The sequence below is a fragment of the Mycobacterium sp. E3247 genome (genome assembly GCF_001667785.1).
Classification (GTDB): Bacteria; Actinomycetota; Actinomycetes; order Mycobacteriales; family Mycobacteriaceae; genus Mycobacterium.
In genome coordinates, this window is sequence record NZ_LZJG01000070.1 from 1 (window position 1) to 26,609 (window position 26,609).

Genomic DNA, 26,609 nt, shown 5'->3' on the forward strand with positions numbered 1-26,609 from the left:
CCCGCGGGGGCTGGTGGCGGCCGACGGCTCGGTGCACCGCGGCGAGCAACTGATCGCCGACGCGATGCGCGCGCTGGCCTACGCGCTCACCGGCGGGCGGCCCCTGCCCGACAGCGTCGCCGTGACCTATCCCGCCCACTGGGCCTCCGAAGCGGTCGACGCCGTGGGCACCGCGCTGAGCTCGGTGGCCGAATGGTCCCAGCGCGCGCGGCCGCTGCTGCTCATCCCCGACGCCGCGGCCACCCTGCTCGCCGTGCGGACCGGCCCCGGCATACCCGCTCGCGGGACCGTGGCGGTGTGCGACTTCGGCGGCACCGGCACCAGCGTCACGTTCATGCGCGCCGACGGCGACTACCAGGCGCTGGCCCCGACCGTGCGGCTGAACGACTTCTCCGGCGACCTGATCGATCAGGCGCTGCTGAGCACCGTCATCTCCAACATGCCCACCACCACCTCCTTCGACCCGGCGGGCACCGTGGCGATCGGTTCACTGAGCCGGCTGCGGACCGCATGCCGGGGCGCCAAGGAAGAGCTGTCGTCGAGCACGGCGACCACTCTGAGCGACGGGCTGACGGGGGACGTCCGGGTCACCCGCGCCGAGCTCGACGAGGCGATCCGCACGCCGCTGGACCGGTTCGTGGCGATGCTGGAAAACGCGTTGGCCCGCAACGGGATTCAGGACCTGGCGGCGGTCGTCACGGCGGGCGGCGGGGCCAACATCCCCGCGCTCACCACCACGCTGTCGCAGTACTTCCGCGTCCCGGTCATCACCACGCCGCGCCCACATCTGACGGCCGCCACCGGCGCCGCACTGCGGGCGGCGCACGGTCCCGGCGAGGTATCCGCGGCGGCTTCGGCGGCTTCGGTGGCGGCTTCGGTGTCGGCTTCGGCGCCCGCCGCGCCCGTCACGGCGACCGCGCCGGCGCCCGGCCTCCGGGGAACCCGACCGCCGGAGGCGACCGCGACGGCGCAGGCCGCCCCGTCGGCGGCGATCACCGGCGCGGCTCCCGTGCGGGCGTGGTCGCTGACCGGTAAGCAACCGCAGGTCACGCCCACCCCCGCCGGCGAGGAGACCACCGACGAGCCCGCGGCCGCCAAGCGCAAGGGCCGCCTGTTTCGGCTGCCGGTCCTGGCCGCGGTCGTCGGCGGGGCGGCGGCGGTGGCGCTGGTGGGGACGGCCGTCACGATCGGCCTGACCTCGGCGAACAAATCCGCGACGACGCCGGCGCCGGGCGTGACCAGCAGCCCGGTTCCCGCGCCGCCCGCCCAGACGGCGACCGCCCAGCCGCCGTCGCCCACCGAAGAGGCTCCCGCCCCGTCGACCACGGACACCAACCCGCCCGCCAACACCGAGACGCCGTCGACCAGCGTCCCGTCAGCCAAACCGCAGCAGGCGCCGCCGCTGGCGGCGGCGCCGCGTCAGGCGATCCCACGGATCCCTGAGGTCCCGCCCATTCCGGCGGTCCCCGGACTCAACGAACCCATCCCCGGCCTGGATCGGGTCAACCAGATCATTCAAGGCATCGGCGGAGACTTGGGCATCAGCGGCATCCCCCAATTGGACCCTCAGCTGGGAACGACCCGATAGGTCAACGCTTTTCGCCCTTGTTCTCCGCCTTCGCGGCCTCTTTGAGTTGCTCGTTGAGGGCCTTGTCCTTGTCGATCTGGTCCTGCAGAGCCTGCTCGTCGCGCGAGTCGTCGGCCTTCGCCTGGCCGTCGGAGTCGGCACCCTCGGGCACTTCGTGCCTGGGGTTGCCGTCCTCGTCCAACCATTCGTTGACCGCGGTCCCCGACACACTTCCCCCGGTGCCGGGCAGCACGATGGTGGGCTTTTCTTTGTAGGCCTCCATCATCTTGGCGGCCTTCTCCTTGTCGCCTTCGTCCGGCTCCGGCTTTTCCGTCAGCTTTTGATCGGTGTCCTGATCTGCCGCTTTATCGTCCTGGACGCTCATGCTTCAAACCCCCTCGCAATCGCATGTCGCGATGTTCGGGGGGTTACCCGTTGCGGCGTTGTGTCGAAACTCTCACTGCCGCGATCGTTCGCGCTTGACCAGCTCGACCAGCGCCAGCGGGATCCGCATCGGCTCGGGAGCGCTTGACAGCCGCTCCGCGACCGCCCGCTCGAGCTGGTCGACGAACTCCCCGGCCCGCGCGTCGCGGACGCCGCCGTCCAGCCCGCGCACCAGGGCGGGGAACAGCGCCGCGCGGGCGAAGGCCGCCCACTGCGCCCCGAAGGCCTCGGCGTCGTGGTCCACCTGGAATCGAGCCCAGAATCGGTCCTGGGCGGTGAACAGGTCGAGACGGTCGATCGACAGGCCTTCGAAGCGTCCTCTCGGCGAGAATGGCGCGCGAAAGTCCTTCTCGCTGCGGGCAAATGTGGGAATGGTCATGCGCCGGGCCTCGTCCTGGCGCAGCAGGCCGTCGCGCACATGCTCCCGCAGCGCCGCGAGCATCGCGTCGAGCAGCGTCGGGAAACCCGGCGTGCCGTCCTCGTCGAGGGCGATCGTCATCACCACCAGCCGCCCGTCGGGGGCCAGTTCGCGGCCGCGGAACGCCACGAAGTTGTGCCAGTCCAGGGCCGCCTGGTCGGCGTAGGCCGCGTGCACGGTGTCGTCGTTGCTGTAGGCGACGTGCACGTGGTCGTGCACCTCGCCCGGCATCGTGCTCAGCCACTGCGTGGCCCACGATGACCAGCCGAGGTTGACCGTCTGTGACGGCACGATCTGATCGTAGAAGGAACGGCCGATCGACGACGCGAACGTCGCCGCGTCCAGGTGTAGGTAACTCTCGGGGTCGTCCTCGAGCGTGTGAAACAACGCCGAGAAGTCGTTGTCCGGTATGTCGGTGTGCGCCACCAGGATTGCGTGGTCGTGGCGGGTGCGGCGACGCAGCACCGTGATGGCCGCGCACAGCGGCTTGAGCGAATTGTGCCCGTTGGCGGCCCCGTAGTCGGCGACGACGATGGGCTGCGGCGGCTTGGGCAGCGCCACCTGCTCGGCGGCGCGCTCGAACAACGCGATCGCCGGGGCCAGCCCGGCGGCCTGCAGCCGCGACGACTGGGTGTACACGGGTTCGGGCCGGACCACAATGCTCGATTCGGGCATCCGAGGTTCAGGCCGCATGGCCCAACGATAGTCGTCAGCTGGGCCTGGGGTAGCGGACGCCGGTCAGCTGCTCGGAGAGTTCCCAAAGCCGTTGGCAGTCAGCCTCGTTGCGGGCTCGCTCGGGCACCTTGGCCGGTCGGACCCCACCGCCCGCGGCCTCGTAGAATCCGCGGGGCCCGTAGTACCCGCCGCCCTGGGCGTGCGGCGCGGCCGCGGCGTAGAGCGCCGGGAGGATGCCCTCGTCGATCTCCTGCCACAGGAACGGCGTGAACCGCCAGGACGCCTTGTACAGCCGTTCCATCAGCGCAGGCCGGTCGCGGCCGTGCGACGGGCCTGCGATCTGCAGGTTGGTCTTGGTCAGGCCGGGGTGCGCGGCGTTGGACATGATGCCCCAGCCGGCCGCGCGGCTACGCCGGTCCAACTCGAGGGCGAACATCAACACCGCCAGCTTCGACTGGCCGTAGGCCGACATCGCCGCGTAGGACTTCTCGAACTGGGGGTCGTCGAAGTGGATCTTGGCGTCCTGCCGGGCCGCCAGGCTGCTCAGGGAGACGACGCGCGCCTTGCCGGCGGCGCGCAGCAGCGGCAGCAGGTGGCCGGTGAGAACGAAGTGCCCGAGATGGTTGCTGCCGAACTGCAATTCGAAGCCGTCTGCGGTGGTGTCGCGTTCGGGCGGCGTCATGACGCCGGCGTTGTTGATCAGGATGTCGATGGGGCGGCCCTCGGCATTGAGCTGCTCGCCCAGCGCCGCGACCGCGGCCAGCGACGACAGGTCCAGCGACTTGATGGTCAGCTTGGCGTCGGGCACTGTGGCGCGGATCTCCTCGATCGCCTTTTCGCCTTTGGCGCGATTGCGGATCGCCATGACGACGTCGGCGCCGGCGGCCGCGAGCCGCCGGGCCAGGCCGAAGCCCAGGCCGCTGTTGGCGCCGGTGACGATCGCCAGCTTGCCCGACAGGTCGGGCACCGTGGCGACGAGATCGTTGGCCATGCGAATCACCCCCTTCGTGTGCGCCCCGTCATAGTGTGCTCTTTGTGTCGGCTCGTCGACAGCGCATCCGCGGCTGGGCGGCCGCGTTGGTCCTCGGCGCGCTGCCGGCATTCGCCTTTCCCGCGCCGGCGTGGTGGTGGCTGGCCTGGTTCGGCCTGGTGCCGCTGCTGCTGTTGGTGCGGGCCGCGCCGACCCCGTGGGAGGCGTCCGTGCGGGCCTCGTTCGGCATCGCCGGGTACGTGCTGACCACGCAGCACTGGCTGGTGACGTTCGTCGGCCCGTTGCTGGTGGTGATGGCCGCCGGCTTCGGCGCGCTCTGGCTGCCCTGGGGGTGGTTGGCGCATCGGTTGCTGTCCGCGCCGGTCGGACCGGGCCGGACGGTCGCGGCCGTGATGGTGTTGCCCAGCGCGTGGGTGGCGGCCGAGGCCGTGCGATCCTGGCCGCCGCTCGGTGGGTCGTGGGCGGCATTGGGCGCGTCCCAATCCGCGCAGCCCGTCACCGTGGCGTCGGCGGCGTTGGGTGGGGTGTGGCTGACGAGTTTCCTTGTGGCCGCGGTCAATACGGCTCTGGTGGGTGCCGTCGTGCATCGCGAGCTGTCCGGCCGGCTCGTCGTCCTGGGCTGCGCGGTGGGGCTGGCGGCGGTCGGCCCGGCCTGGTATTTCCTGGGCCAGATGCCCGCGGGCGGTCCCATGGTGCGGGTGGCGCTGGTGCAGCCCGGCGACATCGCCGACGCCGGCGCGCGCCAGGCCGCAAGCGAGGAGCTCACCGCCTCGGTCGCGGGTCAGCGCCCGGACTTGGTGGTCTGGGGAGAAAGCAGCGTGGGATCCGATCTCGCCAGCCACCCGGAGGTTGTGGCGCGGCTTGCCGAATTGTCCCGGCGGGTGGGCGCGGACCTGTTGGTCAACGTCGACGCGCAGGCGCCCGGCGGCGGGATCTACAAGTCGGCGGTGCTCATCGGCCCGGACGGAACCTTGGGCACGTATCAGAAGACCCGGCTGGTGCCGTTCGGCGAATACGTGCCGCTGCGACCGCTTTTCGGCTGGATCACCCGCCACAGCAGGGCCGCCGCCGAGGACCGGCAGCGCGGGACCGGACCCGTCGTGTTGCATGCCGGCGCCCTGGCGATCGGCCCGTTGGTCAGCTACGAGACCCTGTTCTCCGACCTCGCCCGCCGGGAGGCGCAACTGGGTGCGGAGCTGTTGGTCTATCAGAGCTCCACGTCGTCATACCAGGGGAGTTGGGCGCAGCCGCAGTTGGCCGCGCAGCCAGCCGTCCGCGCCGTCGAGGCGGGCCGCCCGGCCGTGCACGCCGCATTGTCCGGCGACAGCTCGGCCTTCGACGCGCAAGGCCACCGGCTGGCGTGGTGCCCGTCGAACGTTCGCGGCGTGGCCGTGGTGAGCGTGCCGCTGCGGTCGCGCGTCACGCCCTACCAACGGCTGGGCGACAGGGTGCCGGTGTTGGCCTTCGTCGTCCTCGTGGTGGCGCTGGTGCGCTGGCGGCGCCCCGCCCGCGGTGGCGGGTGAGCAGGTGAAGCGCCGGATCCTCGAGGGGCTCTTGCGGACGCGGCTCTCTCAGGCCACTAGTCGACGCTCGAATTTGATATCGCCGGTGATATCAAGTTTCGCGATCGGATGGTGGTCTACAAACTGGTACCGATGTGACCGATGTGACGAGCGTGATCCTACGCGGCGAACCGCTCAGTGCCCGCGGGCCACCCACTCCTCGTAGTGCACGATCTCGTCGCCGATCGTGGTGCTGTCGCCGTGGCCCGTGTGCACCACCGTCTCGCCGGGCAGCTTGGCCAGCCGCTCGGAGATGGACTGCAGGATGGTCGGGAAATCCGAATACGAGCGGCCCGTCGCGCCCGGGCCGCCGGAGAACAGGGTGTCCCCGCTGAACACCACACCCAGGTCGTGCGAATACCAGCACACCGACCCCGGGGAGTGGCCCGGGGTGTGCATCGCCCGCAGCTCGGTACCGCCCACGCTGAGCGTCTCGCCGTCGGAGATGGAGCGAAAGTCGCTGTCGGGATGGGTCATTCGCCACAGCACGTCGTCGGCCGGATGCAGCAGCACCGGCGCGTCGAGCGTCTTGCCCAGTTCCGGTGCGACCGTCACGTGGTCGTTGTGCCCGTGCGTGCACACCACCGCGACGACGTGGCGGCCTGCCACGGCCTCGACGATCGGCTCGGCCGTGTGCGCGGCGTCGAACACCACCACGTTGGAGTTGTCACCGATCAGCCAGATGTTATTGTCGACTTCCCAACTGCCGCCGTCTAATTCGAACGTGCCGTGGGTGACCACCTTCTGAATCTCGACCATCAGAGCATCACCACCGAACGCAGCACCTTGCCCCCGTGCATCCTGTGGAAGGCCTCCTCGACGTCTCCGAGGCCGATGCGCTCGGAGACGAACTGCTCCAGCGGCAGCCGGCCCTGCAGGTAGAGGTCGATCAGGGTGGGGAAGTCGCGCTCGGGCAGGCAGTCGCCGTACCACGACGACTTCAGCGACCCGCCTCGGCTGAAGAAGTCGATCAGCGGCATCTCGAGCTTCATGTCGGGCGTCGGAACCCCCACCAGCACAACGGTTCCCGCGAGGTCGCGGGCGTAGAAGGCCTGCTTCCAGGTTTCGGGCCGGCCGACGGCGTCGATGGCGACGTTGACCCCGAATCCGTCGGTGAGGTCCTGGATGGCCTCGACGACGTCGGCCTGGCGGGCGTTGACGGTGTGGGTGGCGCCGAACTTGCGGGCCCAGTCCAGCTTGGTGTCGTCGGTGTCGACCGCGATGATGCGCCGGGCGCCGACGAGCGCTGCAGCGGCGATGGCGGCGTCGCCGACGCCGCCGCAGCCGATCACCGCGACGGTGTCGTCGCGGGTCACCCCGCCGGTGTTGATCGCCGCGCCGATGCCCGCCATCAGCCCGCAGCCGAGTAGGCCCGCGACGGCTGGGTCGGCGGCGGGATCGACCTTGGTGCACTGGCCGGCGTGCACCAGCGTCTTGTCGGCGAACGCTCCGATCCCCAGCGCGGGCGTCAGCTCCGTGCCGTCGGTCAGCGTCATCTTCTGGGCGGCGTTGAAGGTGTCGAAACACAGGTGCGGGCGGCCGCGCTTGCAGGCCCGGCACTGGCCGCAGACGGCACGCCAGTTCAGGATCACGAAGTCGCCGGGCTCGACCCCGGTGACCCCGGGCCCGACCGCCTCGACCCGGCCGGCGGCCTCGTGGCCCAGCAGGAAGGGATACTCGTCGTTGATGCCGCCCTCGCGGTAGGTCAAATCGGTGTGGCACACCCCGCAGGCGATGACGTCGACCAGAGCCTCGCCGGGTCCGGGGTCCGGAACGACGATGTCCACCAGCTCGACGGGTTCGCCCTTCTTTCGTGAAATCACGCCGCGCACTGTCTGACTCATGGCCACCAACCTACGGTGTACCGTCGCAGGGCATGCGCGCCGGTGACGAGACCGCCTCCGAAACGTCAGAAGAATTCAGCGAACGAATTGCCGCGGCCATCGACGGCGCCAGCCTGACCCTGCTGCTGAGCATCGGGCACCAGACCGGTCTGCTGGACACGATGGCCGGACTGGCGCCGTCCACCAGCGCGCAGATCGCCGAAGCGGCCGGCCTCGACGAGCGTTACGTGCGCGAGTGGCTGGCCGGCATGACGACCGGACGCGTCGTCGACTACGACGCCGCCACCGCCACCTACTCGCTGCCCGCGCACCGCGCCGCCGTGCTGACCCGGGCGGCCGGGCCGGACAACCTGGCCCTGGTGGCCCTGTTCGTCCCGCAGCTCGCCGAGGTCGAACAGAAGATCATCGGCTGCTTCCGCGACGGCGGCGGCCTGCACTACGGCGAGTTCCCCCGGTTCCACGCGCTGATGGCTGAGCAGAGCGGCGTGGTGTACGACAAGGCGTTGGTCGACGTCGTGCTGCCGCTGGTCGACGGGCTCGTCGAGCGCCTGCGCGGCGGAGCCGACGTGGCCGACTTCGGCTGCGGCAGCGGCCACGCGATCAACGTGATGGCGCGGGCGTTCCCGGCCAGCCGCTTCACCGGCATCGACTTCTCCGACGAGGCCATCGCCGTCGGCGCCCGCGAGGCCGCCGACCTCGGCCTGGCGAACGCGAGCTTCGAGAGCCACAACCTGGCGCAGTTGGACAAGGCCGAGGCCTACGACCTCATCACCGTCTTCGACGCCATCCACGACCAGGCCCAGCCGGCGCGGGTGCTGGAGAACATCCACCGCGCCCTGCGGCCCGGCGGCGTCCTGCTGATGGCCGACATCAAGGCGTCCAGCCGGCTCGAGGACAACGTCGGCGTGCCGATGAGCACCTACCTCTACACCACCTCGCTGATGCACTGCATGACGGTGTCGCTGGCCTTGGACGGCGCCGGGCTGGGCGCCGCCTGGGGGACACAGCTGGCCACGGCGATGCTGAGCGACGCCGGCTTCGGCGACGTTCGGGTGGCGGAGATCGAGTCCGACCCGATCAACAACTACTACATCGCCTCTAAGTGATGCCGGCCCTCGACGCCCTGGATGACTGGCCGGTCGAGGCCGCCGCCGCGGCGGTGATCGGGCCCGGCGGGGTGCTGGCCAGCCACGGCGACACCGAACGGGTCTTCGAGCTGGCGTCGGTGACCAAGCCGCTGGTGGCGCGCGCCGTGCAGGTGGCCGTCGAAGAGGGCGTCGTCGACCTGGACACCGCCGCCGGACCGCCCGGCGCCACCATCCGGCACCTCCTGGCCCACGCGTCCGGCCTGGCCATGCACAACGACCACGTACTGGCCGCCCCCGGGGCACGGCGCATCTACTCCAACCACGGCTTCACCGTGCTGGCCCAGGCGGTGGAGCGCGAGTCGGGGATCGAGTTCGGCCGCTACCTGGCCGAGGCCGTGTGCGAACCCCTGGGCATGGCGGCGACCCGGCTGGACGGCGGCGCGCTGGCCGCAGGGTTCGGGGCGAGGTCCACCGTGACCGACCTGGCCGCCTTCGCCGGCGACCTGCTGCGACCGGCGACGGTCTCGGCCGAGCTGCACGCCGAGGCGACGGCCGTGCAATTTCCCGGCCTGGACGGCGTGTTGCCCGGTTACGGCGTCCAGCGGCCCAACGACTGGGGGCTGGGCTTCGAGATCAGGGACGCGAAATCGCCGCACTGGACGGGCGCGGGCAACTCGCCGCGAACGTACGGCCATTTCGGCCAGGCGGGGGGCTTCATCTGGGCGGATCCCGAACGGGACCTGGCCCTGGTGACCCTGACCGACCGCGATTTCGGGGAGTGGGCACTGCGGCCGTGGCCTGCGCTTTCCGACGCCGTGCTGGCCGAATACGCCTAAGAGAAAATGCACACTAGCGCAACATGGGTATCACAGGGCACAATAGACACGCACGACACACAAAATAGTTAGCAATCCTGCTTTCCAGGTGCCGCCAGGTCGTTGGGGAAGACGTCCCTCGCGGAACCGAAGGAGCAGGAAATGCGTGCGTCGAATCAATTCGCCGACGTGACGACTGGCGTGGTGTACGTGCACGCTTCGCCGGCGGCGGTATGCCCGCATGTCGAGTGGGCGTTGTCGTCGACCCTGGGGTCGAAGGCGAACCTCACGTGGACGCCGCAGCCGGCCATGCCCGGACAACTGCGCGCCGTCACCAACTGGGTCGGGCCGGTGGGCACCGGCGCGAGGCTGGCCAACGCCTTGCGCTCCTGGTCGGTGCTGCGGTTCGAGGTCACCGAGGACCCCAGCCCCGGAGTGGACGGCCAGCGGTTCAGCCACACCCCGCAGCTCGGCCTCTGGAGCGGGTCGATGAGCGCGAACGGCGACGTCATGGTCGGGGAGATGCGGCTGCGCGCACTGATGGCCCACGGCGCCGACACCCTGGCCGCCGAGCTGGACACGGTGCTGGGAACGGCATGGGACGACGCCCTCGAGGCGTACCGCGACGGTGGCGAGGTCGGCGAGGTGACCTGGCTCAGTCGGGGCGTCGGCTAGCCGCGCGCTTGACGGCTATGAGGGCTCATCTTCGGCGGGGGAGTCGTCGTCTTCAGCCAGGTGGCGCAGCACTCGTTCGTTGAGGGCGGCGAGCATGTCAAGCTCCGCCGGGGTGAGCAGGTCGATGAAGTTCCGCCGGACGTCCTCCACGTGCCCGGGTGCCGCCTTCTCGATGGCGGCGCGGCCGGCCGGTAGCAGGCAGACCATGGTGCTGCGAGCGTCGTTGGGGTTCGGCTCGCGGCAGATCAGCCCGTCCTTCTGCATGCGCCGCACCTGGTGGGAGACACGGCTCTTCTCCCATCCCAGTGTGTTGCACAGGTCGTGCGCGGGCATGCGGTCCCCGTCGTGGCTTGAGAGCACCGCCAGGATCTCGTAGTCGGCCCCGGACAGACCCGATTTTTGCAGGCCCCGGTTCAGGTGCACGTCGAGCTGATGATGCGCGTGCTGGAAGGCCCGCCAGGCGCGGTCTTCACGAGGGTCCAGCCAATTCGGCTCCATCACCCACCATGCTAGCGGATTGGTTGACTCATCAACAAACCTTTCTTAAGGTTGAGTAGTCAACCTTTCCGACGAGTTCAGACGGGACACCTCATGAGCAAGATCAGCATCATCGGCACCGGCAACATGGCCCGCGCCATCGGCGCTTTGGCGGTAGCGGGCGGCAACGCCGTCGAAGTCATCGGCCGTGATCGATCCAAGGCCGCTGACCTGGCCAAGGCTCTCGGCGGCAGCGCCACGACGGGAGAGTTCGGCGCCGTCCCGTCGGGGGACATCGTCATCGTGTCCGTGTTGTATGCCGACGTCGTTCCGGTCGTCGCCCAGTACGGGGACGCCCTCGCGGGCAAGGTCATCGTCGACATCAGCAACCCGTTCAATTCCGCGGCCGACGGGCTGGCGATCCCTGATGACACCTCCGTGGCGCAGGAAGTTGCCAAGGTGGCCCCGGCCAGCACCAGCGTGGTGAAGGCATTCAACACGATCTTCGGTGTGGTGCTGGCCCAGGGCCGGCCGCTCGACGTCTTCATCGCCGGCGACGACGCGCGCGCCAAGGCGGCCGTGGCGGAGTTCATCGAGAGCCTCGGGCTGCGCCCACTGGACGTCGGCGGCTTGAACATGGCGCACTGGCTGGAAGGAACGGGCCTGGTCGTGATGGGCCTGGCCCGCCACGGGGTGGGGAACTTCGACTTCGCCCTCGGCGCCACCGTTCCCGCCTGAGCCACCCCGGTCCCCGCCGTCAACGACAAGGGGCGCCGTGCGCCCGGGCAATGGTTGATGGATCACTGAAAGGAATTCTCTAATGAAGCTTGGTTTCGCTATTCCCATAGTCGGGCCCGCGGTCAGCGGAGCCGCTGACCTGGCCGCGTTCTGCCGCGGACTTGAGGACCTTGGTTATGACACGCTGTGGGTCGGCGATCGCTTGGTCACGCCGGTTGATATGCACAGCGCCTACCCGGGCAAAGAACAGCCGTACCCGCCGCAGATGACTCGTTACCTCGACCCGGTGCTGCTGTGGACGGTCGCCGCGACGGCAACCAGCCGGGTGCGACTGAACTCCAGCACGCTCAGCACGTTCTACTACGAGCCGGTGCACTTGGCCCGGCTGCTGACCACGCTCGACGTGCTGAGCGACGGCCGCCTTGACGTTGGCGTGGGAATCGGGTGGATGAAGGACGAGCACGATATCGCCCGCGGCGCGGACTGGCGCCGACGCGGACGGATGCTCGATGACCTGCTGGCGTTCCTACACCGGTGGTGGACGACCACCCCGGTGTCCTGGGACAGCGAGTTCTTCTCGCTGCCGCCGGTCCATGCCGAGCTGCGTCCGGTCCAGGCCGGCGGTCCGCCCATCTGGATCGGCGGTGTCAGCGAGGCCGCGATGCGCCGGGTCGGCCGCAGCGGCACCGGCTGGCTGGGGGTCGAGGAGCTGCAGGACGAGTTCACTGACCACTTGTGGTCGATTGCGCGCGGTGCGGCGCAGGAGGCCGGCCGCGATCCCGACGCGCTGAAGACCGCCATGCGGATCAACCTCGAACCGGGCACGTCGGTCGACTCGCTTGCCGGCAAGCTCAAGCGCCTGGCCGGGTCCGGCGTTGATGAGGCGTTCGTGGACGCGTTCGCAGCGTTTCCCAGCCTTGACCAGACGCTTGACTTCGCGAGCCAGGTGATCGCGCACACCGGTCGGTTGTGACTCGTGGGAAAGCTGGACGGCAAGATGGCTCGTAGCTGTGTGCCCAAACTACGGCCGGGCCGGACGCAGGATCCGCAGCGCGCCGGGAAGCGCGCTGATCTCCGCGGGCAGCGGGCAGGCGAAATCGCCGTCGGCGTAGACGTTGATCCCGGGGCACTCCACGTGAATCGAGCGGGCCCGCGTCGTGCTCACCTCGTCGAGGTCGATGTGGGTGCCCTTCATCACGGTGGGGAACAGGCGCACCAGCTTCGTCCGCGACGCCGAGTGCACCATGGTGATGTCGAGCAGGCCATCGGTGGGATCGGCGTGCGGGCAGATCAGCATGCCGCCGCCGTAGCTTCGCGTGTTGCCGAAGGCCGCCAGCGTGATGTCGTCATCGATCTCCCGCGTCCCGTCCAGCACCATGCGAAACGGCAAGAGCCGCAGTTGCGATAGTTCGGCGAGCATCGCCAGGTAGTAGCGCAGCCGCCCGTGCGGCCACGTCATCCGGTTGGCCCGGTCGGTCACCAGGGAGTCGAATCCGGTGGCGGCGACGGTGCCGAACCATTTCTCGGAGCCGGTGCTGTCGCGAATCTTTCCCAGGTCGACGGTTTCGGCAAAGCCGTCGGCGACGATGTCCGCTGCGGCTTCCGGATCCTTTGTGGGAAGGCCGAATTCGCGGGCGTGGTCGTTACCCGTCCCCGCCGCCACGATGCCGATCGGAACGTCGGTGCCCGCGAGCACCTGCAGCGCGTTGGAGACGACGCCGTCGCCGCCGGTCGCCATGACGGCGTCGGCACCCTTCTCCAGTGCCGCGCTCACCAGGTAGCGCGCGTCTTGTGCGTCGTCGCCGATGATCTCGACGACCTCCACACCGCGGTGGTGCAGCCGCGCGATCGCGCGCTCCGCCGCCCGGATCGCCGTGCCGTGTCCGGAGACGGGATTGGTCAGCGCGATCACCTTCGTGATCTCGCGCCGGCTCATGGAATCAGCTTGCCGGGGTTGAGGATTCCGGCCGGGTCCAGGGTCGCCTTGACCGCGCGCAGGACATGCACCCCGAGCTCGCCGACCTCGTCACGCATCCATGGCCGGTGGTCGGCGCCGACCGCATGATGGTGGGTGATCGTCCCGCCGGTGGCCATGATCGCGTCGCAGGCGGCCGCTTTGGCGGCCCGCCATTGTTCGATCGGGTTGCCGCGCTGACCGGCGACGACGGTGAAGTACAGCGACGCGCCGGTGGGGTAGACGTGCGAGATGTGACACATCACCAGCGCCGGCGTGCCGATCTTCGCCAGTGTATCGGTAAGCGCTTGCGTAACAGCGGCTTTGAGCGCAGGAATATTGGACCAGTCGGTCGCGGTCTCGAGGGTCTCGCAGAGCGCACCGGCCGACAGCAGCGAATCGCGCAGATACGGTGCGCCGAACCGCCCGTGCTCCCACGCCCGCGCCGGCGCTTCACCCAGCGACGTTCCGCCCTGGGCCACCAGCAGCGAGCTGGTTTCGGCGTGCCGGCTTTCGACGTGTTCTTTGGTGCCCTCGAACACGGTGATGCCCAGGCAGCCGCCGGTGATCTGGCTTTCGCCAATGGACTCGGTGGTGGCCAGGTTGACCCCGGTCTCGGCCTCGTCGGAGAGCCGGATGACCGTGGAGCCGGTGGCCGTTTGCGTGACGGCGCGCAGCGCCGCGGCGCCGGTCTCGAAGTCGGGGAAGGACCACGCCTCATAGCGGGCGGCCTCCGGCGCCCGGTGCACGCGCAGCCGGACCCGCGTGATGACACCGAAGACGCCCTCCGACCCGATAAGCAGCTGACGCAGGTCGGGGCCCGCGGCGGACTCGGGCGCACGGCCCAGGTCCAGGGTGCCCACCGGCGTCACCACGCGCAGGCCGCGCACCATGTCGTTGAATCGGCCGTAGCCCGCCGAGTCCTGCCCGGACGAGCGCGTCGCGGCGAAGCCACCGATCGTGGCGTATTCGAAGCTCTGCGGGAAATGCCTGAGCGAAAAGCCTTGGGCGCCAAGCATGCGCTCCGCATCCGGCCCGGTGACACCGGCTTCGAACACGGCCTGGCCGGACACCTCGTCGAGCGAGATCAGTCGATCGAGGCGGCGCAGGTCGAGGGCGACGACGGCGGGGAATTCACCGCGGATCGGATCCAGGCCGCCGACCACGCTGGTGCCGCCGCCGAACGGCACGACGGCGATGCGATGGTGCGAGCAGTAACGCAGGATCGTGGCGACTGCGTCCTCGTCGCCGGGGAGCAGGATCGCGTCGGGCGCATCCTGCACCCCGGTATCCCTGCGGCGCAGCAGGTCGAGCGTGGACTTGCCGCCGGCGTGCAGCAGCCGGTCCCGGTCGTCGGTACGGCAGTAGGCGGCGCCGACGAGTTCGGCCAGCGCGTCGAGGTGCGCCTGCGGCAAGGCCGACGGCCGGAGGCGCACCGCGTCGGCTGCGAGTTCGGCCGCATCGGAATCCTCCACGCCGACAGCCTGTTTCAGCAGCGCCCGGATTCCCTCGGAGAGCGGCTTGGCCGCCGCGGGGTCACCCCACGCGTTCCACTTCATCGGGGGGACGAGGCCCTCGGGTTGCGTCATGCGTTACAGTATTACACATGCTGTCAATCAGTAACGCTCCGACTGTGGCGGACACGGGGGAGCGCATCCTCGCGGCGGCAGCCAGCTGTGTGGTCGACTTCGGGGTGGACCGGGTCACCCTGGCCGAAATCGCCCGGCGCGCCGGCGTCAGCAGGCCCACGGTGTACCGCCGCTGGCCGGACACGAAATCGATCGTCGCGGCGCTGTTGACCCGGCACGTCAGCGAGGCGATGCGGGACGCGCCGCTGCTCGGTGATGACCGCGAATCCCTTGTGCGACAGATCGTTACGGTGGCCGACTTGCTACGACGGGACCGGCTCGTCATGTCGGTGCTGCACTCCGAGCTCGCGCCGATCTACATCACCGAACGCCTGGGGACCAGCCAGCACATGCTGATCGACGCCCTGGCCGCCCGGCTCGCAGTGGCCCAGCGCACCGGCAGCGTCCGCGCCGGTGACCCCGTCCAGATGGCCACGATGGTGTTGTTGATCGCCCAGTCCACCATTCAGTCGGCCCAGATCGTCGAACCGATCCTGGACGCCGACGCGCTGGCCGGCGAGCTCGCCCACTCGCTGAACGGATACCTGTCGTGATACCCGATCCCACCGCGCTGAACGCCGCCCGCCGCGCGGCCGATCTCGCGGCCCTGGCCGAGGGCGAGCCGCTGGACGTCGTCGTGATCGGCGGCGGCATCACCGGCGCCGGCATCGCACTGGATGCCGCCTCACGGGGCCTGCGGGTCGCGTTGGTGGAAAAGCACGACCTGGCCTTCGGCACCAGCCGCTGGAGCTCCAAGCTCGTCCACGGCGGGCTGCGCTACCTGGCCACCGGCAACGTGGGCATCGCCCGGCGCAGCGCCGTCGAGCGCGGAATCCTCATGAGCCGCAACGCCCCCCATCTCGTTCGCGCGATGCCGCAACTGGTTCCGCTGCTGCCGTCCATGAGCCGGGGCAAACGCGCCCTGGTGCGCGCCGGGTTCCTGGCCGGCGACGCGCTGCGGATGCTGGCGGGAACGCCGTCGTCGATCCTGCCCCGGTCGCGCCGAGTCGGCCCGGACCGCGTCGCGCAGATGGCGCCGACCGTGCGACGCGAGGGCCTGGACGGGGGTCTGCTGGCCTATGACGGGCAGCTGATCGACGACGCCCGGCTGGTCACCGCGGTCGCTCGCACCGCCGCGCAGCACGGCGCCCGGATCCTGACCTACGTGGCGGCGTCGAAGGCGACCGGAACCAGGGTGCGGTTGACCGACCAGCGCACGGGGGAGTCGTTCGACGTCTCGGCGCCGGCGGTCATCAACGCGGCCGGGGTGTGGGCCGCCGAGATCGACGGCCTGTTGCGGCTGCGGCCCAGTCGCGGCACGCATCTGGTGTTCGATGCCGGCGCCTTCGGCAATCCCACTGCGGCGCTGACCATCCCGATTCCGGGCGAGCTCAACCGGTTCGTGTTCGCCATGCCCGAGCAGCTGGGCCGGGTGTACCTGGGGCTGACCGACGAAGCGGCGCCCGGCCCGATCCCGGACGTGCCCACCCCGTCGGCAGAGGAGGTCGCGTTCCTGCTCGACACGGTCAACACCGCGTTGGGGGTGGCGCTCGGCCCGGCCGACGTGATCGGCGCCTACGCGGGGCTGCGGCCGCTCATCGACACCGGCGAGGGCCGCACCGCCGACGTCTCGCGCGAGCACGCCGTCGTGGAGTCGGCGTCCGGGATCATCAGCGTGATCGGCGGCAAACTCACCGAATACCGCTACATGGCGCAGGACGTGCTGGATCGCGCCGTCAGCGTCCGGCACCTGCGCGCCGCAAAGTGCCGGACGCACGACCTGCCGCTGATCGGCGCGCCCGCCAACCCGGGGTCGGTCGGCCCGGGCTCGGTTGCCGGGTTGCCCGCGTCGCTGGTGCGGCGGTACGGCGCCGAGGCGGCCAAGGTCGTCGCCACCGCCTCCTGCAAGCGCCCGACGGAACCGGTGGGCGAGGGCATCGACGTCACCCGGGCGGAATTCGAGTACGCGATCACCCACGAGGGCGCCCTGGACGCCGCCGACGTCCTGGATCGGCGCACCCGCATCGGCTTGGTGGAATCCGACCGCGAGCGGGTGGCCGCGGTGGCCGAGGAGTTCGTGGAGCGGTTCGGCTAGGGCGCCAGGCTGCTTTCGATTCTGACTGTAAATATCGAATGGTAGTTACTATTATTTTGTCATGACCACCACCACGCGCGTTCCCGTACTCATCGTCGGCGCCGGCGCCGGCGGCCTCGCCACCTCCGCATTGCTCGCCAGGCATGGGGTACGTTCGCTGCTGGTCGAGAAGCGGCATGAGGTCTTCATCTATCCGAAGGCCCGCAACCTGAGCTTTCGCAGCCTGGAAATCCTGCGTGGCCTCGGTCTCAGCGACCAGGTACACGCGGTGGCCGACCATGTCTCGGCCCTGATGGTCAGGCCCGCGCTCAACAGCCCCGAGGAGAAGCTGGCCATCGACGTCAACGCGGTCTTCGCGGGACTCGATGCGCTGAGCCCGGAGCCCGCGGCGCAGTACTGTCCGCAGAGCAGGCTGGAGCCGATCCTGCTCGCCGAAACGCGCCGACGGGGAAGCGAGATGCGGTACGGGACGGAAGTGGTGTCGCTCGAGCAGGACGGGGCCGGCGTCACCGCGGTGGTCCGCGACCGGGATTCGGGGGAGCCGGAGACCATCCGCGCCGACTACCTCGTCGGCGCCGACGGCGTGCACAGCCCGATCCGAAACTGGCTGGGCATCACCACATCCGGCTACGGCGCACTGCCGATCTACGTCGTGTTCATCTACTTCCGGGCGCCCTGGACGAAGTTCGTCTCGCACCTGGCCGACGGCGATGGCGTGCAGGTCAAGAACGCCGACGTCGACGGCATCTTCCTGCTGGTCGAGGGCGACCTGGGCATGTTCATCACCATGTATTTCCCGGGCAGCGGCGAGACGGCCGACCAGTTCACCCCGCAGCGGTGCCGCGATGTGCTCACCAAGGCGTTCGGCGAGCCGATCGACATCGACGTCATCGAGGTCGCGGCGTGGCAGCCCTACGAGCAGGTCGCCGACCAATTCCAATGCGGCCGCGCCTTTCTCGTCGGCGATTCGGCGCACACCATGCCGCCGTTCAAGGCCGGGGGAGCCAACACCGCGATTCAGAGTGCCCACAACTTGGCATGGAAGCTCGCCGCCGTGCTGGACGGGACCGCAGGTCCGGCGCTGCTGGAGACCTACCACGCCGAACGCCACCCGGTGGGGCGATTCGCGGCGCGCCAGTCGCTGACCGGCCCGACTCTAGCGGTGCTCCCCTTGAGCGACGACCGCCCTTTGTTGCCGGCCGACGAAGAGTGCTCGATGTTCGAATTGCTCATCGGATACCGCTACCACTCGGCGGCCATTGTGAACGGGCAGGGGGAGCCGGACACGGTGCAACTGGTCTCGGAGTTGCGCGCCCAGCCCGGCACCCGGGTGCCGCACGTGTGGGTGCCCGACGGTGTCTCGACGCTGGACCTGCTGGGCCCGGGATTCACGGTGCTCACCGGCGACGAGCGCTGGTGTGCCGCTGCGGCTTCGGTGTCGGTGGCCGCACGGCGCGTCTACAGCGACGAGTGGGCGGCGGCCACCGGGCTCGGCCCTTCCGGCGCCCTGCTGGTTCGCCCCGACGATTTCGTCGGCTGGCGCTGTGACACGCTACCCGCCGACCCGGAAGGCGAACTGCGGCAGGCGCTTACGACGATCCTGAGCCGCTGAGGACTCCGCGAGCGTAACCACACTGCGATTTCAAACCCGATTTTTCGCAGTACGGTTACGCTCGCGAGCGCACGAAGTTCGAGCGTAAGGAATTACAGCGGGATGTTCTTGTGGCGTCCGCGGCGCGCCGGCGCCTGGGCCAGCGCCTCGGTGAGCTTGCTGCGGGTGTGCGACGGGTCGATCTTCTCGTCGACCACACCGATTTCGATGGCGCTGTCGACACCACCGGCGATCTTCTCGTGCTCGGCCGCCAACTCGTCGTGCAGCGCCTCGCGCTCGTGATCGGCCGCGGCGGCCAGCTTCTTCTTGTGCAGGATGCCGACGGCGGCCTTCGCGCCCATCACGGCCACCTCGGCGTCCGGCCAGGCGTACACCTTGGTCGCGTTGAGCGACCGGGAGTTCATCGCGATGTAGGCCCCGCCGTAGGTCTTTCGGGTGACCAGCGTGACGCGCGGAACCGTGCACTCGCCGAAGGCGTGCAGCAGCTTCGCGCCGCGGCGCACCACGCCGCCCCACTCCTGGTCGACACCGGGCAGGTAGCCCGGCACGTCCACGACCACCACCAGCGGGATGCCGAACGCGTCGCAGAGCCGCACGAAACGCGCTGCCTTCTCGGCGCTTTCGGAGTTAAGGCAGCCGCCCAGCCGCAGCGGGTTGTTCGCCAGCACGCCGACCGTCCGGCCGGACAGCCGGCCCAGGCCGATCACCATCGACGGCGCCCAGTTGGCCTGGAACTCGTCGAACGGGGTCTCGTCGTCCAGGATCGCGGTCACGATCGGACGCACGTCGTAGGCCCGCCGCGACGATTCCGGCAGCAGCGCGTGGATGTCGGTGTCACCCGCTTCGGCCTTGGTGCGGTCGAAATGCCCCTGCTGGCAGAACAACCCGACCAGGCGGCGACCGCGCTCGTACGCGTCGAGTTCGTCGTCGGCGACGATGTGGCACACCCCGGACTTCTTGTGGTGGGTCTCCGGGCCGCCCAGGGACGCCATGTCGACGTCCTCACCGGTGACGCTGCGCACCACGTCGGGCCCGGTGACGAACACCCGGCTCTCGGGCGCCATCACGATGACGTCGGTCAGCGCGGGGCCGTAGGCGGCGCCGCCGGCCGCGAAACCGACGACCACCGAGATCTGCGGGACGTATCCCGACGCGCGGATCATCGCCTCGAACACCGTGCCGACCGCGTGCAGCGCCTTGACGCCCTCGGCCAGCCGGGCCCCGCCGGAGTGCCAGATACCGACGATCGGGCTCTGTTCCTCGATGGCGGTGTCGTAGGCGTTGACGATGTGCGCGCAGCCCTCGACGCCCATGGCGCCGCCCATCACCGTTCCGTCGGTGCAGAACGCGATGGTGCGCACACCGTTGACGGTGCCCGACGCCGACAGCACCCCGGAGCGGTCACGCTCGTGCAGCAGCTCGACGCTGCCCTCGTCGAAGAAGTTGCTCAGACGCAGCAACGGGTCCCTGGGGTCGAGCGACTCGCCGACCGACGCGGGGGCCATGATTGTCATCGCAAGGTCTCCTGTTCTCCGGTGTGCTCTCGGTTGAGAAGCGGTGATCAGTACCGCCCGAACACGATCGCGACGTTGTGGCCGCCGAATCCGAACGAGTTGTTGATCGCGTATTCGTAGTTGCCCGGCCGCGGCTTACCCGACACCACGTCCAGATCGATCTCAGGGTCGAGGTTTTCCAGGTTCAGTGTCGGCGGAACGACCTGGTCCCGCAGGGCTTGCACCGTCAGGATCGATTCGACCGCACCCACGGCGCCGACCGAGTGCCCCAGCGCCGCTTTGGGCGCGTAGACCGCGGCGTTGCCACCGTGGGGGCCCAGCGCGTTGTTGATCGCCTTGCTCTCGGCGACGTCACCCACCGAGGTGCCGGTGGCGTGGGCGTTGACGTGCTGGATGTCGGAAGGAGACAAGCCCGCGAGCTGAATCGCCCGGCTCATCGCGTGCCCGGCCCGCAGCCCGTTGGGGTCGGGCGCCACCATGTGGTAGCCGTCCGAGGTGATGGCGGCACCCATGATGCGGGCCAGGATGTTGGCCCCACGAGCCTTGGCGTGCTCCTCGGTCTCGATCACCATGAGCGCCCCCGCCTCGCCGAACACGAAGCCGGTGCGGTCCCGGTCGAACGGGCGGCACGCGCCCGCCGGGTCGTCGTTCTTGGTCGACATCACGATCCGCATCTGGGCGAACGCCGCGATCGGCACGGCTTCGATCTTGGTCTCCACACCACCGCAGATGGCGATGTCGGCCTCGCCGAAGACGATGTTGCGCCACGCCTGGGCGACGCCCTCGGAGCCGGACGCGCACGCCGAAACGGGAGTGATCACACCCGCCTTGGCATGCCGCTCCAGGCCCACCGCCGCGGCGGCGCCGTTGGGCATGTACTTCTGCACCCCGAGCGGCGAAACCGCCTTCATGCCACGAGCGCGCATGTCGTCGTAGCTGAAGACCATCTCCTCCGAGGAGCCCAGACCGGTGCCGATGGACACCATCAAGCGGTCGGAGTCGACCTCGGGCGAGCCGGCGTTCTCCCAGACCCGCCGGCTCAAGATGGTGGACATCCGCTGCAGATAACCCGTCCGGCGCAGCTCGACGCGGGTCATCTGGCTGTCGAATTCCTCCAACAGATGCCCGCCGATCTTCACCGGCAGGTCGAACTCCTCGACGAACGGGTCCTCGAGTTTGCGGATACCACTTTGGCTGTCCAACAACAGCTTCCAGGTGGTTTCGGCATCAGTTGCCAGAGCGGTCGTCATAGCGACGCCAGTGACGACCACGTTCGGGAGAGTTTTCCCGGTAACTAGCTCTGTCATGGGGCTTGCGAACGTTCCTTCCGTACTTGTCGGCTCTTCCCCGGGCCGTTACGGCCCGGGTCGTCGCCCGACGCCGTGCTCAGTACCGCCCGAAGGCGAGCGCCACGTTGTGGCCCCCGAATCCGAACGAGTTGTTGATGGCGTAACGGAAATCGCCGTAGCGAGGTTCGCCCGCGACAACATCAAGGTCGATCTCGGGATCAGGGGTTTCGTAGTTGAGTGTTGGCGGTATCACGCCGTCCCGAAGGCTCAATACCGTGAGAACAGATTCCAGCGCACCGACCGCTCCGATGGAGTGGCCCAGTGCGGATTTCGGTGCGTACACCGCCGCTTGCTCGCATCCGGCGACCCGGATGGCGTTGGCCTCGGCCGTGTCGCCGATCGGTGTTGCCGTCCCGTGCGCGTTGACGTGATCAATGTCCTTGGGGGACAAGCCCGCCAACTCCAGCGCCCGCGTCATCGCCCGGCCGGCGCGCACGCCGTCGGCCGCCGGCGCCACCATGTGGAAGGCGTCCGAGGTGATGCCGGCGCCCATCAACCTGGCCAGCGGCTTGGCGCCGCGGGCCTTGGCGTGCTCCTCGGTCTCGATGAGCATCATGGCCCCGGCCTCGCCGAACACGAACCCGTCACGGTCCTTGTCGAACGGCCGCGATGCGCGTTCGGGCTCATCGTTGCGAGTGGACATGGCCCGCATCATGGAGAATGCCGCGATGGGCAGCGCCTCGATGGGACCCTCGACGCCACCGCACACGGCGACATCCGCGTCGCCCATGACGATCTGGCGCCACGCGTGGGCGATCGCTTCGGAGCCCGACGAACAGGCCGACACCGGGGTGATGACCCCGGCGCGCGCCCCGAGCTGCAGGCCCACCACCGCCGCGGCGCCGTTGGGCATGATCATCTGAACGGCGAGCGGCGACACCTTGCGGGGGCCGCCCTCGTTCATCAGGTCATAGCTCTCGACGATCCTTTCGGCGCCACCGAGCCCGGTGCCGACCACGACCGAGAACCGGTCGGGGTCGAGCTCCGGGGTGCCGGCAGATTCCCACAGCTGAGTGCTGAGCAACTTGGCCAGCCGCTGGACGTAGGACATCCGCCGCAAGTCGAGCCTGCTCATGTGCTCGTCGATGGGCTCCTTGAGGTGACCCCCGATCTTCACGGGCAGGTCCCACTTGGTGACGAACTCGTCTTCGAGAACGTGGATGCCGCTTTCGCCGGCCAACAAACCCTTCCACGTGCTCTCGATGTCCGACGCGACCGATGTCGTCGCCGTGACGGCGGTTACCACAACGCTGGGGTAACCGCCATTAGCAGTGGAAGGCTTGCTCACTTGTCCGCGTCCATCCTCGCCTTGACGTTGGCGACGGCGTCGGGGTTCTCGGTCTCCAGCTTGGCGCGCAGCGCCTCGGCAGCCTCGGGGTTCTCTTCCTCGAGCTTCTGGATGTAGGAGACGACATCACCGACGGTGCGCAGGCCGGCGAGGTCCTCGTCCGGGATCTTCACGCCGTACTTGTCCTCGGTCTGCACGGCGATCTCAACCATCGACAGCGAGTCGATGTCCAGGTCGTCGACGAACGACTTCTCCGGGGTGACCTCGGACGGCTCGATACCGGTGACCTCTTCGATGATCTCCGCGATACCGGCGATGATTTCTTCCTGGCTGACGGCCACAGCGTCTTCCCTTCGTAATGTGTTGTGTTGATCGAACAGAGCGTTATAGAGCGTTATGTGGTTGTACTGGATGCGGCTTTCTAGAGTTCGGCCAGTGCGTCCAGGTCTGCGGGTGCCTTGACGGCGCGGGTGGTGACCCCCCGAAGTTCTCGTTTGGCGATACCCGTCAGAGTGCCCGCGGGCGGGAACTCCACGGCCGCCGTGACCTCGCGGTCACGCATGGTCGCCGTGCACAGGTCCCAGCGCACCGGCTGGGTCAGCTGGGCGACAAGCGCCTCCATGGCCGCCGCCGCGGAGGCGACGGGCTGCCCGTCGCGGTTCGACAGCAGCGTGGCAGTGGGCTCGGCGGTCGCGACGGCGGCCGCAGCGGCGGCGTAGCGGTCGAGGGCCGGCGCCATGTACTTGGTGTGGAACGCCCCGGCCACTCCGAGCGCGCGGACCCGGGCCTTGGCCGGCGGGTCCTCGGCCAGCTTCTCCAGCGCCGTCAGCGGGCCGGCGGCGACGATCTGGCCGGCGGCGTTGCGGTTGGCGGGGAACAGGTCGAGCTGCTCGAGGCGGGCCAAGACCTCGGCCTCGTCACCGCCGAGCACGGCGGACATGCCGGTCGGCTCGATGGCGCACGCCTTGGCCATTTCGGCGCCGCGGGTGGCGGCCAGCGCGACGGCGTCATCGGCGGCCATCACACCGGCGATCGCGTACGCCGCGATCTCGCCGACGGAGTGGCCCGCCACGATCAGGTCCGCATTCTTGGTTTCGGAGGAAAGCAGGCCGCGCTTGGTGAGTTCCTGGTGGGCCAGCAGGGTGGCGGCGACGACCAGGGGCTGGGTGACCGCGGTGTCGGTGATCTCCTCGGTCGACGCGGTGGTGCCCAACCGGACCAGGTCGAGGCCGCTGGCCTTCGACCACAGGTCGAGCTGGTCCGCGGCGCCCGGCAGGTCGAGCCACGGCGAGAGCATCCCCTCGGTCTGCGAACCCTGTCCGGGCGCAAGCAATGCAATCACGTGTTTAAGAGAACACTGTGGAAACGGTTTTGGCGGGTGTAACAGATTATGAACCTCGTCTTAGGTTTTTGTGTAGTCCCCACAAAATAGCTCCGTAAGCTACGTGTTCGATACCGTGCCGCGACCTGTGGCCTGGGTCACTACGTCTCGGATTGACCCCCGATAGCGGCCCTGACCGGCAGCGGAACCGGAGGCATCGCGTTGGTGCCGACGCTGGCGGGAGCGGTGGGGTAGTTGAGCTGCCCGACGGTCGCCGCCACTCGCAGCACGTATGCGTCGCGGGGCTGGGTGGGATCGCGTCCGGTGAAGTCGGTGATCCGCTTGAGCCGATAGCGCACCGTGTTTGGATGAACGAACAACTTTCTGGCACAAGCTTCAATCGCGCCGCCACAATCTAAGTAAGCGTCAAGAGTCTCGATGAGCGTGGGCCCCGCGTCGGCCAGCGGCCCCATGACGTCGGTGTGCAACGCCACGATGGCCGAGGAGTCCCCCATCAGGGCGCGTTCGGGTAGGAGCTCCCGCGCCAGCACCGGCCGCGGCGCCCCCCGCCAGCCGCCGACGGCGTTCATCCCGGAAATTGCCTCGCTGGCGCTGTGGTACGCCGCGGTCAGCATCGGCGCCGTCGGTCCGATGACCACGGGCCCGTCGGAGAACGCGTTCAGCAGTTCGCCGAGGAATTTGTCGGTTGGCGACAGTTGGCCCGACACGATGGCGACCAGCCAGGTGCCGTGCACGTCCGTGAGGGCCGCGCGGCCGTGCCGTGCGGCGATGTCGCGGACGTGCTGGCTGGCCCGCTGGCTGTCGCCCGGCCCGGTGGTGCCGTCACGTCCGGGTGCGGGCGCCCCGACCACGACGGTGGCCGGGGCGGTGGTGTCCCAGTTCAGCGCGGCGGCCCGGGACAGCAGCTCGGGGCCGGTGTCGCCGCGGACCACCGCGTCGACCACGCTGGCCTCCATCCGGCTGTCCCAGGTGCCGCGCGCCTCGGCCGCGTTGGCGTAGGCCGACGCGGCGGTGAACGCCAGGTCGCGGCTGTACTTCAACACGCCCACGGTCAGCGCGGTCAACTGATCCTCGGAGCGGGCCACCAGCGGCAGCACCTCCTCGAAGAACTCCATCGTGACGCGCACCATGTCGACGCTGTGCCGCAACGCGATCCGGCGGGCCAGGTCCTGGGGCACCAGCTCGAAGGCCTGGGCGGTGTAGCTGACGTTGCTGTGCGGGTCCTGCATCCACTCGACGAAGTTGTTGATGGACGTCTGCACCACCAACGCCACGCTGGCCCGCTGCGAGGCTTCCAGGTCGGCGAAGAACGGCAACCGGTCCTGCATCACCGAGACGGCTTCGGTGGCCAGCCGGCCGGAGTACTGCTTGAGCCGGCGCAGCACGGAATCCGGCACCGTGTCCAGCAGCTCGAGTGGAGACCGGGGCTGCTTGGCGAACGGGCCGGCGAACGGGTTGTCATTCACCCCTAAAACCTACGCCACTTTTCTAGAAGGATTCGCCAAAGGGTGGGGTGTTTTGGCTGTCCGAGGAGCCGCGAGCGTGAAGGTAGCTTCACGCTCGGCGCCGAACGTGAAGGTAGCTTCACGCTCGGCAGAAGGCGCTGGCCCGCTAGGCCACGCCGGGGTCGGACGTCTGCTCGGGCGCGGCCTGTACGTCGTCGATCTTGTACTGGCGCGCGGCCGCGACGGGAACCGAGGGGTCGATCTCGCCGTCGCGCGCCAACGCCTCCAGCACCGCGACCACCTGCGACTCGGCGTCGGTGTTGAAGTAACGCCGCGCGGCGGGCCGGGTGTCCGAGAAACCGAAACCGTCGGTGCCCAGGGTGACGAACGTGTTGGGCACCCACGGCCGGATCTGCTCCGGGACGGCGCGCATCCAGTCCGAGACCGCGATCACCGGGCCGCTGGCGTTCGCCAGGGCCTGGGTCACGTAGGCGGTGCCGGCCGGCCGGTCGGGGTAGCGCAGCTTCGCCTTCTCGACGGCCACGCCGTCGCGGTTCAGTTCGCCCCAGCTGGTCACCGACCAGACGTCGGCGGCGACGTCCCACTCGGCGGCCAGCATCTCGGCCGCCTGCAGCGCAGACGGCATCGCCACGCCGGAGGCCAGGATGTGCGCCGTGTTCGCGCGCTGTTCGGTGGCGGGACGGTAGCGGTAGATGCCGCGCAGCACGCCCTCGGGATCGAAGTGCTCCGGCTCCGGCGGCTGCACGTACGGCTCGTTGTAGATCGTGATGTAGAAGTACACGTCCTCGGGGTCGTCGCCGAACATCCGCGCCAGCCCGCTCTCGACGATGTAGGCGATCTCGTAGGCGAACGCCGGGTCGTAGGCCACCACCGCCGGATTGGTGCTCGCCAGCAGCAGCGAGTGGCCGTCGGCGTGCTGCAGACCCTCGCCGGTCAGCGTGGTGCGCCCCGCGGTGGCCCCCAGCAGGAAGCCGCGGGCCATCTGGTCGGCGGCGGCCCACAGGCCGTCGCCGGTGCGCTGGAAGCCGAACATCGAATAGAAGATGTAGATCGGGATCATCGGCTCG

The 26,609-nt window shown here is 69.3% G+C and carries 24 protein-coding genes and 1 pseudogene; 10 read left to right on the forward strand and 15 right to left on the reverse strand.

Features of this window, described 5'->3' with window-relative positions; all coding sequences use genetic code 11:
- Nucleotides 1–1,588 (forward strand): Hsp70 family protein (locus A9X04_RS03680; protein WP_067917850.1); only part of this gene is annotated, 1,588 nt, incomplete at its 5' end.
- Between the two features lies 1 nt (nt 1,589).
- Here A9X04_RS03680 and A9X04_RS03685 read toward each other — a convergent pair.
- The 3 genes from A9X04_RS03685 to A9X04_RS03695 form a co-directional block, all read right to left on the reverse strand.
- Nucleotides 1,590–1,952 carry a hypothetical protein gene (locus tag A9X04_RS03685; RefSeq protein WP_067917852.1) on the reverse strand — a complete coding sequence of 121 codons (363 nt, stop codon included), beginning with the start codon at nt 1,950–1,952 and terminating at the stop codon, nt 1,590–1,592.
- A 72-nt stretch (nt 1,953–2,024) separates the two neighbouring features.
- A complete protein-coding gene (locus A9X04_RS03690) occupies nt 2,025–3,122 on the reverse strand; it encodes an SAM-dependent methyltransferase (protein ID WP_067917854.1) in 1,098 nt (365 codons plus the stop codon).
- Between the two features lie 16 nt (nt 3,123–3,138).
- On the reverse strand, nt 3,139–4,095 hold the full coding sequence (locus A9X04_RS03695; RefSeq protein WP_067917855.1) for an SDR family oxidoreductase: 957 nt from the start codon (nt 4,093–4,095) through the stop codon (nt 3,139–3,141).
- An 86-nt stretch (nt 4,096–4,181) separates the two neighbouring features.
- Here A9X04_RS03695 and lnt point away from each other — a divergent pair, with 86 nt between their 5' ends.
- Nucleotides 4,182–5,618: an apolipoprotein N-acyltransferase gene (lnt, locus tag A9X04_RS03700; RefSeq protein WP_067917857.1), complete on the forward strand. Its 1,437-nt coding sequence runs from the start codon at nt 4,182–4,184 to the stop codon at nt 5,616–5,618.
- Nucleotides 5,619–5,792: 174 nt separating this feature from the next.
- Here the strand turns inward: lnt and A9X04_RS03705 are convergent, their stop codons facing one another.
- Both A9X04_RS03705 and A9X04_RS03710 read right to left on the reverse strand, forming a co-directional pair.
- Complete coding sequence (locus A9X04_RS03705) at nt 5,793–6,416, reverse strand: MBL fold metallo-hydrolase (RefSeq protein WP_067917858.1); 624 nt, start codon at nt 6,414–6,416, stop codon at nt 5,793–5,795.
- On the reverse strand, nt 6,416–7,501 hold the full coding sequence (locus A9X04_RS03710; RefSeq protein ID WP_067917860.1) for an S-(hydroxymethyl)mycothiol dehydrogenase: 1,086 nt from the start codon (nt 7,499–7,501) through the stop codon (nt 6,416–6,418). The genes A9X04_RS03705 and A9X04_RS03710 overlap by 1 nt, the downstream gene beginning before the upstream one ends.
- A 32-nt stretch (nt 7,502–7,533) precedes the next feature.
- On the opposite strand from A9X04_RS03710, the gene A9X04_RS03715 reads away from it, so the two are divergent.
- The 3 genes from A9X04_RS03715 to A9X04_RS03725 all read left to right on the forward strand — a co-directional run bounded on the left by A9X04_RS03715 (nt 7,534) and on the right by A9X04_RS03725 (nt 10,079).
- The gene (locus A9X04_RS03715; RefSeq protein ID WP_067917861.1) at nt 7,534–8,607 is read left to right on the forward strand and encodes a class I SAM-dependent methyltransferase; all 1,074 of its coding nucleotides are present in this window, start codon (nt 7,534–7,536) and stop codon (nt 8,605–8,607) included.
- The gene (locus A9X04_RS03720; protein WP_067917863.1) at nt 8,607–9,425 is read left to right on the forward strand and encodes a serine hydrolase; all 819 of its coding nucleotides are present in this window, start codon (nt 8,607–8,609) and stop codon (nt 9,423–9,425) included. Before A9X04_RS03715 ends, A9X04_RS03720 begins: the two co-directional genes overlap by 1 nt.
- A 141-nt stretch (nt 9,426–9,566) precedes the next feature.
- Entirely contained in the window at nt 9,567–10,079 is a 513-nt protein-coding gene (locus tag A9X04_RS03725) for a DUF3145 domain-containing protein (RefSeq protein ID WP_067917864.1), read from the forward strand.
- A 15-nt stretch (nt 10,080–10,094) separates the two neighbouring features.
- Here the strand turns inward: A9X04_RS03725 and A9X04_RS03730 are convergent, their stop codons facing one another.
- Nucleotides 10,095–10,577: a MarR family winged helix-turn-helix transcriptional regulator gene (locus A9X04_RS03730; RefSeq protein WP_067917866.1), complete on the reverse strand. Its 483-nt coding sequence runs from the start codon at nt 10,575–10,577 to the stop codon at nt 10,095–10,097.
- Nucleotides 10,578–10,670: 93 nt separating this feature from the next.
- Here A9X04_RS03730 and A9X04_RS03735 point away from each other — a divergent pair, with 93 nt between their 5' ends.
- The gene (locus A9X04_RS03735; RefSeq protein ID WP_067917868.1) at nt 10,671–11,294 is read left to right on the forward strand and encodes an NADPH-dependent F420 reductase; all 624 of its coding nucleotides are present in this window, start codon (nt 10,671–10,673) and stop codon (nt 11,292–11,294) included.
- An 82-nt stretch (nt 11,295–11,376) separates the two neighbouring features.
- A complete protein-coding gene (locus A9X04_RS03740) occupies nt 11,377–12,267 on the forward strand; it encodes a TIGR03619 family F420-dependent LLM class oxidoreductase (protein WP_067917870.1) in 891 nt (296 codons plus the stop codon).
- A 48-nt stretch (nt 12,268–12,315) separates the two neighbouring features.
- Here A9X04_RS03740 and A9X04_RS03745 read toward each other — a convergent pair whose 3' ends face one another.
- Together A9X04_RS03745 and A9X04_RS03750 are read right to left on the reverse strand one after the other, a co-directional pair.
- A complete protein-coding gene (locus A9X04_RS03745) occupies nt 12,316–13,230 on the reverse strand; it encodes a diacylglycerol kinase (RefSeq protein WP_067917872.1) in 915 nt (304 codons plus the stop codon).
- A complete protein-coding gene (locus A9X04_RS03750; RefSeq protein ID WP_369828916.1) occupies nt 13,227–14,807 on the reverse strand; it encodes an FAD-binding oxidoreductase in 1,581 nt (526 codons plus the stop codon). Before A9X04_RS03750 ends, A9X04_RS03745 begins: the two co-directional genes overlap by 4 nt.
- A 47-nt stretch (nt 14,808–14,854) precedes the next feature.
- Here A9X04_RS03750 and A9X04_RS03755 point away from each other — a divergent pair, with 47 nt between their 5' ends.
- From A9X04_RS03755 to A9X04_RS03765, 3 genes are all read left to right on the forward strand, one after another.
- On the forward strand, nt 14,855–15,430 hold the full coding sequence (locus A9X04_RS03755; protein WP_067917876.1) for a TetR/AcrR family transcriptional regulator: 576 nt from the start codon (nt 14,855–14,857) through the stop codon (nt 15,428–15,430).
- Nucleotides 15,427–16,971: a glycerol-3-phosphate dehydrogenase/oxidase gene (locus tag A9X04_RS03760; RefSeq protein ID WP_067917877.1), complete on the forward strand. Its 1,545-nt coding sequence runs from the start codon at nt 15,427–15,429 to the stop codon at nt 16,969–16,971. The genes A9X04_RS03755 and A9X04_RS03760 overlap by 4 nt, the downstream gene beginning before the upstream one ends.
- Nucleotides 16,972–17,032: 61 nt before the next feature.
- Nucleotides 17,033–18,583 carry an FAD-dependent monooxygenase gene (locus A9X04_RS03765; protein ID WP_067917878.1) on the forward strand — a complete coding sequence of 517 codons (1,551 nt, stop codon included), beginning with the start codon at nt 17,033–17,035 and terminating at the stop codon, nt 18,581–18,583.
- Nucleotides 18,584–18,675: 92 nt separating this feature from the next.
- On the opposite strand, the gene A9X04_RS03770 is transcribed toward A9X04_RS03765, so the two are convergent.
- The 7 genes and pseudogenes from A9X04_RS03770 to A9X04_RS03800 all read right to left on the reverse strand — a co-directional run.
- Nucleotides 18,676–20,097, reverse strand: a complete 1,422-nt coding sequence (locus tag A9X04_RS03770; protein WP_067917879.1) for an acyl-CoA carboxylase subunit beta — start codon at nt 20,095–20,097, stop codon at nt 18,676–18,678.
- A gap of 47 nt (nt 20,098–20,144) precedes the next feature.
- Nucleotides 20,145–21,404, reverse strand: coding sequence for a 3-oxoacyl-ACP synthase KasB (gene kasB, locus A9X04_RS03775; protein ID WP_067917881.1), 1,260 nt, complete (start codon nt 21,402–21,404; stop codon nt 20,145–20,147).
- A 79-nt stretch (nt 21,405–21,483) separates the two neighbouring features.
- A complete protein-coding gene (gene kasA / locus A9X04_RS03780; RefSeq protein ID WP_067917883.1) occupies nt 21,484–22,734 on the reverse strand; it encodes a 3-oxoacyl-ACP synthase KasA in 1,251 nt (416 codons plus the stop codon).
- Complete coding sequence (acpM, locus tag A9X04_RS03785) at nt 22,731–23,075, reverse strand: meromycolate extension acyl carrier protein AcpM (RefSeq protein WP_067917886.1); 345 nt, start codon at nt 23,073–23,075, stop codon at nt 22,731–22,733. Before acpM ends, kasA begins: the two co-directional genes overlap by 4 nt.
- An 80-nt stretch (nt 23,076–23,155) precedes the next feature.
- A complete protein-coding gene (locus tag A9X04_RS03790) occupies nt 23,156–24,076 on the reverse strand; it encodes an ACP S-malonyltransferase (protein WP_067917888.1) in 921 nt (306 codons plus the stop codon).
- A gap of 140 nt (nt 24,077–24,216) precedes the next feature.
- Complete coding sequence (locus A9X04_RS03795; protein ID WP_067917890.1) at nt 24,217–25,542, reverse strand: CdaR family transcriptional regulator; 1,326 nt, start codon at nt 25,540–25,542, stop codon at nt 24,217–24,219.
- Nucleotides 25,543–25,687: 145 nt separating this feature from the next.
- Nucleotides 25,688–26,609: pseudogene (locus A9X04_RS03800) on the reverse strand (pyruvate dehydrogenase (acetyl-transferring), homodimeric type); the annotation flags it as partial.